The 15204-nt window shown below is 64.4% G+C and carries 16 protein-coding genes and 1 tRNA gene; 8 read left to right on the top strand and 9 right to left on the bottom strand.

The features are described 5' to 3' along the window. Positions 1 to 4 precede the first annotated feature (4 nt). Together C0V82_RS01870 and C0V82_RS01865 are read right to left on the bottom strand one after the other, a co-directional pair. Positions 5 to 940, bottom strand: a complete 936-nt coding sequence (locus C0V82_RS01870; RefSeq protein WP_199772453.1) for a DUF3034 family protein — start codon at positions 938 to 940, stop codon at positions 5 to 7. Positions 941 to 1021: 81 nt separating this feature from the next. Continuing rightward, entirely contained in the window at positions 1022 to 1372 is a 351-nt protein-coding gene (locus tag C0V82_RS01865; RefSeq protein ID WP_102110881.1) for a DUF1428 domain-containing protein, read from the bottom strand. A 357-nt stretch (positions 1373 to 1729) separates the two neighbouring features. Here C0V82_RS01865 and C0V82_RS01860 point away from each other — a divergent pair, with 357 nt between their 5' ends. From C0V82_RS01860 to thiE, 3 genes are all read left to right on the top strand, one after another. Next, entirely contained in the window at positions 1730 to 2176 is a 447-nt protein-coding gene (locus C0V82_RS01860; protein WP_102110880.1) for a hypothetical protein, read from the top strand. A 122-nt stretch (positions 2177 to 2298) separates the two neighbouring features. Continuing rightward, positions 2299 to 3228 (top strand): class I fructose-bisphosphate aldolase, encoded by a 930-nt coding sequence (locus tag C0V82_RS01855; RefSeq protein WP_102110879.1) that lies wholly within the window; start codon positions 2299 to 2301, stop codon positions 3226 to 3228. Between the two features lie 141 nt (positions 3229 to 3369). Continuing rightward, positions 3370 to 3996, top strand: coding sequence for a thiamine phosphate synthase (gene thiE / locus C0V82_RS01850; RefSeq protein ID WP_102110878.1), 627 nt, complete (start codon positions 3370 to 3372; stop codon positions 3994 to 3996). A gap of 21 nt (positions 3997 to 4017) precedes the next feature. Here the strand turns inward: thiE and C0V82_RS01845 are convergent, their stop codons facing one another. Then, complete coding sequence (locus C0V82_RS01845; RefSeq protein WP_102110877.1) at positions 4018 to 4464, bottom strand: VOC family protein; 447 nt, start codon at positions 4462 to 4464, stop codon at positions 4018 to 4020. 57 nt (positions 4465 to 4521) lie between these two features. On the opposite strand from C0V82_RS01845, the gene C0V82_RS01840 reads away from it, so the two are divergent. Further along, complete coding sequence (locus C0V82_RS01840; protein WP_199772451.1) at positions 4522 to 5112, top strand: TetR/AcrR family transcriptional regulator; 591 nt, start codon at positions 4522 to 4524, stop codon at positions 5110 to 5112. Positions 5113 to 5115: 3 nt separating this feature from the next. Here C0V82_RS01840 and C0V82_RS01835 read toward each other — a convergent pair whose 3' ends face one another. After that, positions 5116 to 6903 carry an ABC transporter transmembrane domain-containing protein gene (locus C0V82_RS01835; protein ID WP_102110876.1) on the bottom strand — a complete coding sequence of 596 codons (1788 nt, stop codon included), beginning with the start codon at positions 6901 to 6903 and terminating at the stop codon, positions 5116 to 5118. 211 nt (positions 6904 to 7114) lie between these two features. Between C0V82_RS01835 and rpmE the strand changes: the two genes are divergently transcribed. Further along, positions 7115 to 7336: a 50S ribosomal protein L31 gene (gene rpmE, locus C0V82_RS01830; RefSeq protein ID WP_102110875.1), complete on the top strand. Its 222-nt coding sequence runs from the start codon at positions 7115 to 7117 to the stop codon at positions 7334 to 7336. Positions 7337 to 7476: 140 nt separating this feature from the next. Here the strand turns inward: rpmE and gor are convergent, their stop codons facing one another. From gor to C0V82_RS01810, 4 genes are all read right to left on the bottom strand, one after another. Then, on the bottom strand, positions 7477 to 8844 hold the full coding sequence (gor, locus tag C0V82_RS01825; RefSeq protein WP_102110874.1) for a glutathione-disulfide reductase: 1368 nt from the start codon (positions 8842 to 8844) through the stop codon (positions 7477 to 7479). An 83-nt stretch (positions 8845 to 8927) separates the two neighbouring features. Continuing rightward, a complete protein-coding gene (gene cysQ, locus C0V82_RS01820; RefSeq protein ID WP_102110873.1) occupies positions 8928 to 9710 on the bottom strand; it encodes a 3'(2'),5'-bisphosphate nucleotidase CysQ in 783 nt (260 codons plus the stop codon). A 13-nt stretch (positions 9711 to 9723) separates the two neighbouring features. Then, positions 9724 to 12054 (bottom strand): xanthine dehydrogenase family protein molybdopterin-binding subunit, encoded by a 2331-nt coding sequence (locus tag C0V82_RS01815; protein WP_102113163.1) that lies wholly within the window; start codon positions 12052 to 12054, stop codon positions 9724 to 9726. A 68-nt stretch (positions 12055 to 12122) separates the two neighbouring features. Continuing rightward, positions 12123 to 12383, bottom strand: a complete 261-nt coding sequence (locus C0V82_RS01810; RefSeq protein ID WP_102110872.1) for a BrnA antitoxin family protein — start codon at positions 12381 to 12383, stop codon at positions 12123 to 12125. Between the two features lie 383 nt (positions 12384 to 12766). On the opposite strand from C0V82_RS01810, the gene C0V82_RS01805 reads away from it, so the two are divergent. Continuing rightward, on the top strand, positions 12767 to 13486 hold the full coding sequence (locus C0V82_RS01805) for an SOS response-associated peptidase (RefSeq protein WP_102110871.1): 720 nt from the start codon (positions 12767 to 12769) through the stop codon (positions 13484 to 13486). Then, positions 13483 to 14019, top strand: a complete 537-nt coding sequence (locus C0V82_RS01800) for a thermonuclease family protein (protein WP_102110870.1) — start codon at positions 13483 to 13485, stop codon at positions 14017 to 14019. Before C0V82_RS01805 ends, C0V82_RS01800 begins: the two co-directional genes overlap by 4 nt. Positions 14020 to 14139: 120 nt before the next feature. Here C0V82_RS01800 and C0V82_RS01795 read toward each other — a convergent pair. Then, positions 14140 to 14214, bottom strand: a tRNA-Val gene (locus C0V82_RS01795). Positions 14215 to 14386: 172 nt separating this feature from the next. Here C0V82_RS01795 and C0V82_RS01790 point away from each other — a divergent pair. After that, the gene (locus tag C0V82_RS01790) at positions 14387 to 15187 is read left to right on the top strand and encodes a DUF3108 domain-containing protein (RefSeq protein WP_158659666.1); all 801 of its coding nucleotides are present in this window, start codon (positions 14387 to 14389) and stop codon (positions 15185 to 15187) included. Positions 15188 to 15204: the final 17 nt, after the last annotated feature.

Here is a 15204-nt window from a genome sequence, read left to right as displayed (position 1 = left end):
GGCCTCAGAACCCCACTTGCAGGGACAGATAAAGCGCCTTCTGCTTGTCCCGGATGGCAACGGTGCCCAGGTCGGCATAGGCAACAGTCAGCGACACGTTCTTTGTGGGCACCCAGGCCACGAACAGATCAAACCAGTCGCTTTCCTTGACGATGGCCAGATTGTCCGGCTTTGACCGGTATTCCACCCCGACCAGCAGGTTGCGGTTGATCAGATAGCCGACACTGCCTTCGACCATGGGTTCATAGCCATTGCCGGTGCCGCCAAAGCCCAGGATGCCGATCTCGTTGGCCTTTGTCATGCGGACGGTGCCGTTCAGCAGCAGGCTATGCTCCAGCAGCAGCTTGGTGGCGGAAACATAGAAATCCGTGCCATTGCCGCTGCGGGCACCAATGGCCTTCAACAGGCTGTCGCGTTCATTGTCCTTGTACTGGATACCCGCCGACACCTGCGGCAACCAGCTATCCTGATCGATGATGGCATCACCGAACAGCCGGACCTTGGCGCCCAGCACCGTCTGCCGGAACTCGTACCCCTTGCCCAAGCCCAGGGCGGCACCCACCTGGCGCGTGTCGAAGACATGCTTGGCCGCCGACAACTCCACCCGGTCGAACAGGCCGATGGCGCCGCCATAGGCAGTCAGACGGTAATCATCGGCATAAACCTTGGTCAGGAAGGCATTGGCCCCCACCTGATCGTCGGTGCCATAACCGGTGATCACGGCCCAGGGCGTCAGACCACCACCGCCCGCCCCCTCAACCTGCGTCACACCGCCGGTTGCCAACAGCTTGCCGCCGGTATTGTCGCGCGGGGCCGTTTCCAGGGCACGCGGACGCACCGTCGCCGTCTTGGTGGGCTTGCCCACTACGATCTGCGCCGCCGCCGGTCCGGCCAACGCCATGGCCATAACACCGGCCAGCAACCCTACACCCCGGACCATACCGTCCCCCTTAACCGCCCTTCTCTCCACATCAGGAAGTAGAACGAACGGGGCGGCAGGTCCAGGGGTCGTACGATATACTTACGCAACCACCAGCGCCGTGAAACCGCCAAAGAACATGCGTTTGGTGTCGAAGGGCGCGGAGCCGGGGTCACATTGCATGCGTGGATCGGCCATGACCTTGGCGTTGCAGGCATCCCGCACCTCGCGCGACGGATAGGTGATCCAGGCCAGGATCACGATCTCATCATCCTTTGCCAGCACTGACCGGGGAAAGGACGTCACCTCGCCATAAGTTACGTCATCGGCGACACATTCCACATAGGACAGGGCGCCATGTTCCATCCAGACCTGGGACGCTACGGTCGCCAGAGCCTTATATGCGTCAATGTTATCCTTCGGCACCGGCAACACAAAACCATCGACATACATCGAAACCTCCCTCAGCGTTGATTGACCGTGCCCCAAGGACGATGCGGCCCCCGCCATTCCGACAGGACCCGCGAATTTTTTTGCGTTCCCGACAGAAAGGGCACGCGGCCCCGGCATTTTTAGGATCGAACGACGGGTTGGGGAGGCCGCCGAAACATTCTGTGGGAGAATTTTCGTTATTCACTTAATTAAGTCAATATGAAAATAGCGGGGTCTATAACGGGGTACCGGCACGACAGAACCATCGACATACCAGGACCATGCAGCCCCCTCCATTCCGGCAGGGGCAGCGATTTTTTTTGCATCCTGCGCGGCAATGTCCTTTCCTGAACGCGTCACCACCCCCGGAACGACCCTATGACGCCGCCTGACATTGATTGGTCACAGACCCCCGCCATTCGTGTGGACGGGCTGGAGGCGGGACGGATGGTGCTGGAGGTTGCAAGCGGGCGGCCCGTGCGGCTGGTTTCCACACCGGGCATCACGGGGTTGGCCGGGGCCGGCTGGTGGGCGGGGCTGCAGAACGCGTGGGGTAATATTGCAACCGGCCCCTTCCTGGCCGTGCTGGACTGTGCCGATCTGCCGGGTCTGGTGCTGGGGGCCTTGCGCGCCGGCTGCACCGATATCGCCATTTCGCCCGGACCCGGAATCGGTGACAGCGTTGACACGCGTCTGACATCGTTGACAGAGGCGCATGGGGCCCGTCTGCACCGTCTGTCCCACCCTGTGACAGAGGTGTGCTGGCGGCGCAACCGTGGTGCCACCCTACGGCAACACCTCATCCAAGTCCTTGATTTCAAATAAATGTAACGGAATTTCAGAGATTACCCCGTAACGCCGTCACGTTGCTTTACACCCGCCTGTGGGATATCAAACCCGCACCGACATAGGGGCCGCCGCCCCGCAGAAATGGCAGGAAAACGAAGATGAAGCTGACCCGCCGCGTTAAGGAAATCCTTTCCTGGTATGAGAGCGACAATCCCGGCACCAAGGCCAATCTCGCCCGCATCCTGATGGAAGGCCGCCTGGGCGGCACCGGCAAGCTGGTGATCCTGCCCGTCGACCAGGGTTTCGAACATGGGCCGGCCCGCAGCTTCGCGATGAACCCCGCCGCCTATGACCCGCATTACCATTACCAGCTGGCCATCGATGCCGGCCTGTCGGCCTACGCCGCCCCGCTGGGCCCGCTGGAGGCCGGTGCGGCCACCTTTGCCGGCTCCATCCCGCTGATCTTGAAGATGAACAGCGCCAACAGCCTGTCGCGTCAGAAGGAAGCCGCCGATCAGGCCGTGACCGCCAGCGTCGATGACGCCCTGCGCCTGGGCTGCTCTGCCATCGGCTTCACCATCTATCCCGGCTCCGACGCCATGTTCGGCCAGTATGAGGAAATCCGCGAGCTGTCGCGGGAGGCGAAGTCCAAGGGCATCGCCACCGTCATCTGGTCTTACCCGCGCGGCGGCGACATCTCCAAGAAGGGTGAGCTGGCGTTGGACGTGGACGCCTACGCCGCCCACATGGCCGCCCTGCTGGGCGCCCACATCATCAAGGTCAAGCTGCCGACCGCCGACCTGGAACAGGACGAGGCGCGCAAGATCTATGAAAAGCACAATATCCCGCGCGACACCCTGGCCGACCGCGTGAAGCACATCACCCAGGCCTGCTTCAATGGTCGCCGCATCGTCGTGTTCTCTGGCGGCGCCGCCAAGGGCGAGGATGCGGTGTATGAAGATGCCCGCGCCATCCGCGACGGCGGCGGCAACGGCTCCATCATCGGCCGCAACGCCTTCCAGCGTTCCCGCGAAGACGCGCTGGCCCTGCTGGACAAGCTGGTGCGCATCTACCAGAACAAGGAATAAGGGTTGGTCCCTGTTCCCTTCTGCGCCGCCCGGCGTGGATAGCAGGGGTCAAGTGCACCGGCCCTTGCTATATAGTGCCCGTTAAGGGGCCCGGCGTGGTTCAACCCGCCGGGCCTTTTTCTTTATCGTTCAGAGAAAACCATGTCTGACTGCCGCCTTTACCTGATCACCCCGCCCAAGATTGACCTTGCCACCTTCCCCGCCCTGCTGGCCTCGGCGCTGGATGCGGGCGATGTGGCGTGCGTGCAGTTGCGGCTGAAGGATGTGGGCGACGATGTCATCCGCCGGGCCATCGACGCCCTGCGCCCCGTGGTGCAAGGCCGGGAGGTGGCCTTCATCCTGAACGACCGGCCCGATCTGGCGGCGGCGGGCGGCTGCGACGGCGTGCATGTCGGGCAGGACGACACGCCCTATGCCCAGGCGCGCAAGATCATGGGCCGCGATGCCATTGTCGGCGTCACCTGCCATGACAGCCGGCATCTGGCCATGGTCGCCGGTGAAGATGGCGCGGATTATGTCGCCTTCGGCGCCTTCTTCGACACGACCACCAAGGACCCCAAGGCGCGGGCAGAGCCGGAGATCCTCTCCTGGTGGCAGGAAATGATGGAAGTCCCGTGCGTGGCCATCGGCGGCATCACGGTGGAAAACTGCGCCGTGCTGGTCGATGCCGGTGCCGATTTCCTGGCCGTCAGCGGTGGGGTCTGGAACCATCCCGATGGTGCCGCCGCCGCCGTGAAGGCCTTCAACAAGGTGATTGCGGGGGCATGATCGCCCCCACCGTCCCAGCGCTCATGCACCCGTTTCCGCGTTCCAGCGGCGCTGCATCTCGTCGGGGCTGACCTGTTCGATGGTCTGGGACAGCATCCAGCGATGGCCGAACGGGTCCATGATCATGGCGCTGCGTTCGCCAAAGCTCTGGTTCGCGGCGGCACGGATGATCATCGCGCCGGCCTCTGCCGCGCGGGCCAGATCTGCATCCACGGCCTTGGTGGCCAGAAACAGCGTGACGGGCGTGCCGCCGACCGTATCGGGGCTCAGCGCACCGAAATCGGGATACTCGTCCGACAGCATGATGGTGCTGTCGCCCAGGCGCAGTTCGGCATGGCCGACGCGGCCATCCATGGGATCGGTCATCCGGAAAATCTCCACCGCCCCAAAGGCGCGGCAGTAGAAATCGATGGCCGCAGAGGCATTCTTCACCGTGAAGTAGGGCATAACCGCCGTGATGCTGGACATTTTCCACCTGCTGTCGTTTAATTTTAATTACGATACGTTTCGTTTCGAAATGAGTCAATGATGAATGATGCAAAGCCACGCGGTCGCCCGCCCAGCACCGCCGCCCGAGAGAAAGCCCTGGCGGCGGCCCATGCAATCCTCATGGAGGAAGGGTTTGGCCGTTTGACGGTGGAGGCCGTGGCCGCTCGCTCGGGCGTCGGAAAGGCGACCCTCTATCGCAACTGGACCAATGCTTGTGAGTTGGCAATGGCCGCCCTAATCGATGGGGTGCCGCTGGTGCAGGCGGGCGGGGAGACGGGCCTGAAGGCCGCACTGACGGCACAGATGCGGGCCCTGGTGAAGGCCTTTGCCACCACGCGCGGCCGGCAGATTGCCATGACGCTGGCCGCCGCCGACCCGGAAAGCGAAATGACGCGGGCCTTCCGGAACCGCGTCATCCTGTCCAGCCGGGAGGCGGGGCGAACCCTGATCATTGACGCCACACGGCGCGGTGAAATCCCGCCGCCGGTGGAGATCGACACCCTGCTGGATATGGTCTACGGTCCCGTCTTTTACCGTATCCTGGCAGGGCACCAGCCTTTGAACGCGGCCTTTGCGGAACGGCTGGCGGAAAACGCGGTCACCATCCTGACCGCCCCAAACCCTTGACCTTCAAGCGAACTGCAACGCCGCCAGCCTTGCGTACAGCCCCTCCTGGCGCAACAGTTCCTCATGCGTCCCTTCCTCCACCACCCGGCCGCCATCCAGCACGACGATACGGTCGGCATTGACGACGGTGGCCAAACGGTGGGCGATGATCAGGGTGGTGCGATCCTTCATCAGGGTTTCCAGCGCCGCCTGCACCACCCGCTCGCTTTCGGCATCCAGCGCCGATGTGGCTTCATCCAGCAGCAGCACGGGCGCATCGCGCAGGATGGCGCGGGCAATGGCAATGCGCTGACGCTGTCCGCCCGACAGGCGCACGCCCTTTTCGCCCAGGAACGTGTCGAATCCCTCGGGCATCGCCTCAATGAACTCCAGCGCATGGGCAGCCGCCGCAGCGGCCCGCACCTCCGCGTCCGTCGCACCGGGACGGCCATAACGGATATTCTCCATGGCGCTGGCGGAAAAGATCACCGAATCCTGCTGCACGATGCCGATGCGGGACCGCAGATCTGACGGGTGGGTCTGCGCGATGTCCACCCCGTCAAGGCGCACAGAGCCCTGCTGCGGGTCATAGAATCGCAGCAGCAGCTGGAAGATCGTCGTCTTGCCGGCGCCCGACGGCCCAACCAGAGCCACACGTTCACCCGGACGCACAGTCAGGGTTAGGCCGTCCAGCGCGCTGTCCTTGGGCCGCGAGGGGTAGTTGAACCGCACCCCATCAAACCGCACCTCCCCCTTGGTCGGGGTCGGCAGGGGCAGCGGATGGGCGGGGGCGCGGATATCCGGCACCTTGGACAGAAGGTCGAACAGCCGTTCCGTGGCCCCGGCGGCATTGGCAAGGTCGCTGGCCACTTCCGACAGCGCCCCCACCGCCCCCGCCACCATGACGGCATAGAAGATGAAGGCGGATAGCTGCCCGCCGCTGATCCGCCCGGCAATGACATCATGCCCGCCGATCCACAGGACGGTACCGATGGCGCCGAACACCAGCATGATGACCAGCATGGTCAGCCAGGACCGCGCCTTGATCCGGCGCAGCGACACCTTCACCGTATCCTCCACTGACACGGCAAAGCGGTCGATCTCCAGCGGTTCGCGGCCAAAGGCCTGGACCGTGCGGATACCGCCCAGCACCTCATCCACGCGCGTGCCGATATTGGCCACCGCATCCTGGCTGGCACGCGACAGGGTGCGCACCTTGCGCCCGAAGATCACGATGGGGGCCACCACCAGCGGCACCACCAGCAGCACCAGACCCGTCAGCTTCGGGCTGGTCAGCAGCAGCAGCGCCAGACCGCCCACCAGCATCAGGGAATTGCGCAGCGCGATGGACACGCTGGTCCCGATCACCTGTTGCAGCAAGGTCGTGTCGGTGGTCAGGCGCGACAGAATCTCGCCGGTCTTGTTGGTCTCATAGAAAGCGGGCGACAGGGTGACCAGGTGGTCGAACACCTTTCGCCGCACATCCGCCACCACCCGCTCCCCGATCCAGGAAACCAGATAGAATCGGGCGAAGGTGGACACACCCAAAAGCAGGATAACGACCAGCAGCACCAGCAGCGCCTGGTTCAGCAGGTCGGCATTGCCCGCCGCGAATCCATGATCGACCAGCGCCTTCAAGCCCTGGCCTAAGCCCAGAACGGTGCCCGCCGCGACCACCAGCGCTGCCGTGGCCCCCGCGATCCGGGCGCGATAAGGCTTCAGAAACGGCCAAAGCAGACGCAAAGGCTTCAAATCGCGGCGCTGGCGGCCTTCGACGGCGGCACGTTCGGCACTGTTGTCACGAAAGACCAAGGAAGTTGCTCCGCGAGTGAGAAAGCGGGTGGAAATCCATGCACACCCGTGGTAACCGCATGGCCGCGTCAGGGCAATAACAACGCCCCGTTGACATAGCTGCCGCGCCGAATGTGATCAGCCCAGCCTTGCGTCCTTGCAGGGTGGGATGGGGTTGCCTTAACCCCGGGCTTTGTATATAAGCGCGGCTTCGATTTAGGGACTGCGGACCATGAAGCCTGATATCCACCCCGACTACCACGAGATCACCGTTGTCATGACCGACGGTACCTCTTTCAAGACCCGTACCACCATGGGCAAGGCCGGCGACACGCTGCGTCTGGACATCGATCCGAAGTCCCACCCGGCCTGGACGGGCGTGCAGAAGCTGCTGGACACCGGCGGCCAGATCGCCAAGTTCAACAAGCGCTTCCAGAGCTTTGGCCTGAAGTAAGCTTCTTGGCCGCAAGGCAAACGAAAAGCGCCGCCGGGGCATCCTGGCGGCGCTTTTTGTGTTTGCGGTTTTGTTGGGCGTTGTTCCCTCACCCTCCCACGCCTACAGGCGCGGAAGGGTGAGGGAACGACAGTGCCGCTTCACGCCGGGTCCGGCGCCTTCGTCCGCATCGTCACAAACTCCTCCGCCGCCGTTGGGTGCAGGCCGATTGTGTTGTCGAACACCTGCTTGGTGGCGCCGGCATTCATGGCGACCGCCACACCCTGGATCATCTCCGGCGTATCGGCCCCCACCATGTGGCAGCCCACCACCTTCTGCGTGGCGCGGTCCACCACCAGCTTCATGAAGGTGCGCTGATCACGGCCTGAAAGCTGATGGCGCATCGGTTTGAAGTTGGTGCGGTAGATATCGACGCCACCGGGCAGGGTGGCGCGGGCCTGTTCCTCCGTAATGCCGACCGTGGCGACCGGCGGGATGGAGAAGACGGCGGTGGGGATATTGTCGTAGTTCACGTCGCGCGGCCGGTTGCCATACAGGCGGTCGGCCAGCACATGCCCCTCCGCCAGGGCCACCGGCGTCAGGTTCACGCGGTTGGTGACATCGCCCAGGGCATAGATAGACGGTACCGACGTCTGGTACTGGTCATTGACGGTAATGGCCCCGGCCTTGTCCGTCTCCACCCCGACATTTTCCAGGCCCAGCCCATAAGACATGGGCTTGCGCCCGATGGCATAGACCACGGCGTCGCATTCCAGCACGCTGCCATCCGACAGATGGGCCAGCAGACCGCTGTCGGTCTTTTCGATGCGGCTGATGATGGTGTTCAGTTTCAGGTCGATGCCGGCCTTGCGCACCTCGTCCGCCACGAAATCGCGCACATCCTTGTCGAATCCGCGCAGGATCTGTGCGCCGCGGTAAAGCTGCGTCACCTTGGCACCCAGGCCATTGAACAGGCTGGCAAATTCCAATGCGATATAGCCGCCGCCCGCCACCACGACACGGCGCGGAAAGGTCTTCAGATAGAAGACCTCGTTCGACGTGATGCCATATTCCTTGGCGCCCGGTTCGGAGGGCAGTTCCGGCCAGCCGCCAGTGGCGATCAGGATACGTTCAGCCGTCACCCGCTTGCCATTCACCTCCACCGTATGGGCATCCACAATGGTGGCACGGCCTTCAAAGATGGTGACCCCGGCCCCGTCCAGCAGGCGGCGATAGATGCCGTTCAGGCGGTTGATCTCGGTATCCTTGGCGGCGATCAGGGCGTTCCAGTCATGGCGGACATTATCGGCACTCCACCCGAATCCGGCGGCGTCAGCAAAGCCCTGGCCATATTCGGCGCCATAGACCAGCAGCTTTTTCGGCACGCAGCCGACATTGACGCAGGTGCCGCCGAAATAGCGTTCCTCCGCCACGGCCACCCGCGCCCCATGTCCCGCCGCAATGCGCGACGCCCGCACCCCGCCAGAGCCGGCGCCGATGGTGAACAGGTCGAAATCATACTGGGACATGGGGACGGTTCCTGTGGATGAAGAGATCAGTTCAAATGTAGGGATGATGAAGCGTCAGCGATGTGACGGGCATCGCATCCCCGTTATGCGCCACCCCAGGCCACGAAATGCGGGTTCAGGAAGGTCGGGGCCTTGCCATAAGGGAACGGCTCCCCATCCAGCAGGGTCAGCGACCCGCCCGCCCCGATCAGAACGGCATGCCCCGCCGCGATATCCCATTCACAGGTGGGGCCCAAGCGGGGATAGACATCGCCCACCCCTTCGGCGACGCGGCAGAATTTCAGCGAGCTGCCCGCCGCCACCCGGTTCGCCACGCGGCGGCCCGTCAGGAACTCATCCACTGCCGAATTGTCGGCATGGCTGCGCGAGGTCAAAACCGTCAGGCCCACCGCCGGCACGGCGCGCACCCGGATCGGTTCATCCTTTTGCCCGGGTGCGCCCCGCACCGCCGTGCCGGGGCCAGCAGCGGCATAGATTGTGCCACCGACGGGCAGCATGACGACGCCCAGCGCCGGTTCGCCCCCCTGGATCAGGGCGATATTCACCGTGAACTCGCCATTGCGCTTGATGAATTCCTTGGTCCCGTCCAGCGGATCGACCAACCAGAAGGTGCCCGACGAGATATCGGGAATGCGGCCCGCCGCCACCTCTTCCTCCGTCACCACGGGGAGGTCGGGGGTCAGCGTGCGCAATGCTGTCAGGATGATGGCGTCGGCATCATTATCGGCGGCGGTGACGGGGCTGCCATCGGCCTTCGCGGTTGCCTCCGCCCCCGCCTCATAATGGCGCAGGATGGCGGCGGAGGCCTGTTCAGCGGCGGTGCGGACAGCGGGCAGCAGGGCCGCCAACTCATTGGCAGATAACATTCTCAAACTCTCATCACGCCGCGTTCGCGGCTTTCGCGGAATGGATCAGACGCCACAGCACAGGCGCCGTGGCGGGCATATCGACATGGGTGACGCCATAGTCGGCCAGCGCATCGACCAGGGCATTGATGATGGCGGGACAGGCGCCGATGGCCCCCGCCTCCCCGGCCCCTTTCAGGCCCAGAGGGTTGGTGGTGCACGGCACCGGCAGCAGGGAGAAATCGATCATGGGCAGATGGTCGGCGCGCGGCATGGCGTAATCCATAAAGGACCCGGTCAGCAACTGGCCAGAGTCCGTATCAAAACGGATCAGTTCCAGCAGCGCCTGCCCCATGCCCTGGGCGATGCCGCCATGCACCTGCCCCTCCAACAGCAGCGGGTTCAGGACCGTACCGAAATCATCCACCACGGTGTAACGCTCGATACGCGGCACGCCCGTGTCGATCTCCACCGAGATTTCAACGACATGTGTGCCATTGGGAAAGGTGTTTGACGGCGGGCTGTACTTGCCCTTTCCGCGAAAGACATGGCCGTCCGCGTCCGGCGTGGCCGCCGCCGCCACCTCCGCAAACGGCACGAAGCGGTTGGAACCGGTGACAGCAAAGCCGCCGCCAGCATCCGTCACCGCAAACAGCAAGGCATCCTCATCGGCCTCCAGCAGCCTTGCCGCCACGGGCCGGGCCTGACTGATCACATCCGCCGCACCGTCACGCACGGCGGCACCACCCGTGGGGATGGACCGTGACCCACCGGTGCCGCCACCTGTCTTCACCCGCTGGCTGTCACCCTGCACCATGGCGATGGCGTCGGGCGCGATGCCAAGGACCTCTGCGATGACCTGTTTATAGGCCGTCTCATGCCCCTGCCCGTTTGATTGCGTACCGATCAGCAGCAGGACGGACCCGTCCGGCTTCACCAGCAGTTCAGCCGCCTCCGGCGCGCCGCCGGAACAGGCCTCGATATAGGTGGCGATACCCAGGCCCAGCAGGCGTCCCTGCTCCCGCGCCTTGGCCCGGCGCGCGGCGAACCCTGCCCGGTCGGCGCGTTCCAGCGCGGCATCCAGCGTGCCGGCGAAATCGCCGCTGTCATAGACATGACCCATGGGCGTGCGATAGGGCATGGCGGCGGGCGGGATGATATTCAGGCGACGGAAGCTGGCCGGGTCCTGCCCGATCTCCCGTGCCGCCTTGTCGATCAACCGTTCCACCAGATAGGCCGCCTCCGGCCGGCCCGCCCCGCGATAGGCGTCCACCGGCTGCGTATGAGTATAGACGCCGCGCACGCGGGCATAGATGGCGGGGATGGTATAGACGCCCGACAGCATCTTGGTCTGGCCATCGGTCTGGATATAGGTGGCGTAGTTCGACAGATACGCACCCATATTGGCGATGATATCCGCGCGCAGGCCCAGGATGCGGCCATCCGCATCCAACGCCAGTTCAGCCACGCTGACATTGTCACGGCCATGATCATCGGACAGGAAGGCCTCCGCCCGGCTGCTGGTCCAGGCCACCGGCGCGCCCACCTTCCGCGCCGCAAAGCAGGCCAGCACATATTCGGGATAGCAGAACAGCTTCATCCCGAATCCGCCGCCCACCTCATGCGTCAGGACATGGAATCGAGCCGCATCCTCGCCAAAGACATCGGCCAGCATGTCGCGCATGTCATGCACGCCCTGGCTGCCCACCGTCAGGCGGGTGATATCGGCCCCGGTATCATGTTCGGCCAGACAGGCCCGGCCTTCCAGCGGGTTGGCGGACAGGCGGTTATTGATCAGGTCCAGACGGATAATGCGCGCGGCCCTGGCAAAGACCTCCTCCGTCGCCGTCCGGTTCCCCTTTTCCCAGTCATAGGCCAGGTTGGCGGGGACATCGCCATGCACCTGGGCCGGGTGGGACAGGGCAGCGGCTGTATCGGCCACCGCATCCAGCATGTCGTAATCGACCATCACCGCATCGGCGGCGTCCATCGCCTCATACAGGCTGTCGGCCACAATGAAGGCCACCGGCTCCCCCACATGACGCACGAAACCATCGGCCAGGACGGGCCGGTGCTTCATATGCAGGGCCGTGCCCGCGCGCACGCGCAGCGGCACCACGCAGGGAATATCCTTGATGCCGGCCTGTTTCAGGTCGGCTGCGGTGAAAATGGCCCGCACACCCGGCATAGAGGCGGCATCGGTCGTATCGATGGACAGGAGAGCGGCATGGGCATGCGGGCTGCGCAGGACATAGCCGACCTTCTGGCCGGGCACGCGCACATCATCCGTGTAGCGCCCTGCCCCACGCAGCAGCCTTGTATCTTCACTGCGGGGGACGGGCTGTCCGATACCGAACTTGGTCATGGGCGAACGCTCCTGGCCGAAGGATCGCCCGATCATAGGGGATGGCGCGGCGGGAGCAACCTTCCCGCTCACTCCCCATCATCATGGTCGGCCATATAGGCGCGCAGGGCAGCGTTGATGCGGGCCTGCATGGCCCGATCGCCACCGCCATGGCGGCGGAACCAGTCGACCAGATCACCGTCCAGCCGCAAGGTCACCTCCCGCCGGTCCACGCCGCGCGGGCGGCGTACCTGCCAAAGGCTGGCCGTGTTGACCGTTTCGGGCCGATCCAGACCCAGCAAGGCCGCCCGCTCGGCAGGTGTGATCAGCATTCCGCTTGGCCATGACATGCGCGTCCTCCTGCCGGCACCATTGCCGGCCTGTTCGTGCCCCTGTCGCCCCAACGGAAAAGATAAAGGAAGGTTCCGGGTCTGCCCTGTGACTTCACGGTGACCATTCCTTCACGGTTCATATTGGAAACACCTGTCGGGTGGACAAGGGGGCATTGGTGTTACACCAATGGGCATTGCCCATGCCCATTGGAGGTCGGCGACTGCCGGCCCGCGCACCCATGTGCGCGTAAGCCAAGCCGCCGGATGGCGGCGCCCGGCGCTTGAGGGAAAACACAAATACCAAGAGGCATGATCCATGGCTCTTGGTGTTAACCCCGCTTCCGGCCGGGCACTGGGGCCTGTAGACTGGTGAACCGGAACAAAAGGGGTGATGGAAGGGCATGTGCGGGCGGTTTGTGCAGAAGGACCTGAAGGATCTGGCCGACGCGTTCGACGCGCGGCTGCGCCATGATCTGGAACCCCGTCTGCTGGCACCGCGCTTCAACATCGCGCCCACCGCTGACATCGGCGTCATCGGGCTGGATCGCACCGGTACCCGTACGGTAACCGCCATGCGCTGGGGATTGGTCCCCTCCTGGGCCAATGATGCCACGGGTGCTGCGCGCATGAACAATGCCCGCAGCGAAAGTGCCGCCGATAAGCCCAGCTTCCGCGACGCCTGGCAAAAACGCCGGGCCGTAATCCCCGCCGATGGCTTTTATGAATGGCCGCAGAAGGGGGACCGCAAGCAGCCCTGGTACGTGGCCCGCACAGACGGGCGCCCCATGGGTTTTGCCGCATTATGGGATGTTTGGCGTGGGGGGGATGACGGGCCGCTCTTCACCTGCTGCATCCTGACCGCCGCCGCCAATGATGAGATGGGCCGAATCCATGAACGCACACCGGTGATGCTGATGGATGATGCCGCCGTTGCGAACTGGCTGTCGCCCGACACGCCGGAGATTGCGCGCCATGGGCTGATGCGGGCACCGGCGGCGGGCACGCTGGTCCTGCGGCCCGTCACGCCGCTGGTCAATGCCGTACGCAACGACAATGCCGACCTTCTGGCCCCGTATCAGCCGGGTGCGGCCCCGGTCGCCGCCGTGGGAAGCCTGCTGTGAGGGGCGCTGTCCTTCTCCTGCTGGCCCTGCTGCTGCCGGCCGCGGCCCTGGCCCAGGCGGACAAGGCACCCGTGAAGGGGCCGGGGGCCGCCAAGGAGGGTGATCTGGTCGCCGTGAAGGGACAGGAATTCCGCCTTTTCGGCATTGACGCGCCCGATAAGGGCCAGACCTGTGTGAATGTGCGCGGCCAGCAATATGATTGCCATGCCCTCTCCACCCGGATCCTCAGCCTGCTGATCAATAACCGCGAGATCGAATGCACCCCGCGCGGTCAGTCCCCCGCCGCAGGGCCGAAACTGGCCATCTGCCGGGCCGAAAATGGCGACGATCTGGCCTATGCCATGGTCGAACGCGGCATGGCGCTGGCCTATCGTCCGTTGAGCTTTGACTATGTCAGCATCGAGGCCCGCGCCATCTCCTTCCGCCGTGGTCTGTGGGGTGGCCGGGTGGAGCCGCCCTGGCTGTGGCGGTCGCGGCAGACGGAACAGAAGCTGGACGAGATGCGCAAGCCGAAGAACGCAGGCGGCCAGTAAGTTATTTTTGCTGGGTACCCAACATGATGTCGTGAATCTCGACTGGCCCACCCAACCCCTTGGCCCCAAACGCAAAAAGCCCCCGGCCGAGGGCCAGGGGCTTTTTGAGGAACCGGAGGATGGTGGGCGCGGCAGGGATTGAACCTGCGACCCCCGCCGTGTGAAGGCGATGCTCTCCCGCTGAGCTACGCGCCCATCCGTCGTCGGTGGAGCGGGGTTTTAGGGGGTTGGTGACGACCTGTCAAAGGGAAAAAGCGCCGACATGCGGAAATTTTTCCACACAGCACGCGAAAGCCTTGTGGCCTGCGGCTTTCCGACCCACATTGCCGCTATGCATGCCGCCATAACCATTGGAAGGCCGATCCTTATGCGCGCTCTGAGCTACCTGCCGCTGGCCCTTCTGGTCTCCGCATCGCCGGCTATGGCGCAACAGGCGGATGATCTGTCCCTGACCTATGGCATCCATATTGGTGGCGTGCATGTGCTGGATGCCAATGCCGACATGGCGCTGGGTCCCGATGGCTACCGCGCCGGGTTGAAGATGGAAACCGACGGATTCCTGGGCCGGGTGGCACAATGGAAGACCGATGTGCGCGCGCAAGGGCACCTGACAGGCCCCCTGCCCCGCCCGCGTCAGTTCACGGCCCATGGAAGCTGGCGTGATCAGCCGCGCCTGACCACGGTGGATTACACGCCCGACGGCACGCCGACGTTGACGCTGGCCAATCCGGAACCGGAGAAGGACCGGGAACCGGTCCCCGCCGACCTGCGCCTGGGCACTGTTGACCCCGTCTCCGCCATCGTGGCCGTGCTGGATCAGGTGGCGAAGAAGGGCGATTGCGATATCACCGTCCCCGTCTATGACGGGCGGCAGCGTTACGACCTGATCTTCGCAACGCAGGGCCCGGCCACGCTGGAGGCGACGGACCTGTCCGTCTATGCCGGCCCCGCCACCGCCTGCTCGGTCAAATACAAGCCGCTGGCCGGTCGCTGGAAGGAAAACCGGCAGCGTGACCGCGACCGGGAGGGGGCAAAGCGCAAGGACGTGCCCGTCACACTCTACATCGCCCCCGCCATTGCCGGCGGCCCGCCGGTACCCGTGCGCCTGGAAATGGACAGCCCGCTGGGGGCCGTGAAGGTGCATCTGGCCAGCGTCAAGGCCGGCTGACCTACGGCAATAGCGGT

The sequence above is a fragment of the Niveispirillum cyanobacteriorum genome, assembly GCF_002868735.1.
Classification (GTDB): domain Bacteria; phylum Pseudomonadota; class Alphaproteobacteria; order Azospirillales; family Azospirillaceae; genus Niveispirillum; species Niveispirillum cyanobacteriorum.
The sequence above is the reverse complement of the archived record's forward strand: the minus strand, read 5'-3'. Positions and strand labels throughout refer to the sequence as shown.